A 438-nucleotide genomic window follows, 5' to 3' on the forward strand; every position below is an offset into this window, starting at 1 on the left:
GGGAAACGATCGCCAGTTCCCACGCGTGGGTTAAAGTGCTTGTTGGCGGTCAGGAAGGGATGGCCGCCGCCGAAGGAGACGGGCCTGTCAACGCGAGGGACGGCGCTCTGCGTAGGGCGTTGAAACATTTTTACCCGGAACTGAAAGAAGTTCGCCTTACCGATTACAAGGTCAGGGTAATTGACGGCAGCGCCGCGAACGCTGCAAAGGTACGCGTGCTTATTTCGTCTTCAGACGGCAAACAAAGCTGGACAACGGTAGGAGTTTCGGAAGACATCATTGACGCGAGCCGCGCTGCGCTTGTGGATTCTATTCAATACTAATTAATTGACGATATAGAACGCCGTTTCATGGCGTATCTTTAGGCGTTTATGACATGCGGGAGGTCCAGTGAATAGTAGTTAGTGGTTAGAAGATAGTTTGTGTTGTTAGTAAGCT

At 51.4% G+C, this 438-nt stretch carries 1 protein-coding gene; it reads left to right on the forward strand.

Going from position 1 to position 438, the window contains the following annotated elements:
* On the forward strand, positions 1-323 hold a 323-nt coding region (locus ACYVRA_RS09120), incomplete at its 5' end, for an alpha-isopropylmalate synthase regulatory domain-containing protein (RefSeq protein ID WP_461252390.1).
* Positions 324-438: the final 115 nt, after the last annotated feature.

It is taken from the genome of Treponema sp. R8-4-B8 (genome assembly GCF_054786175.1).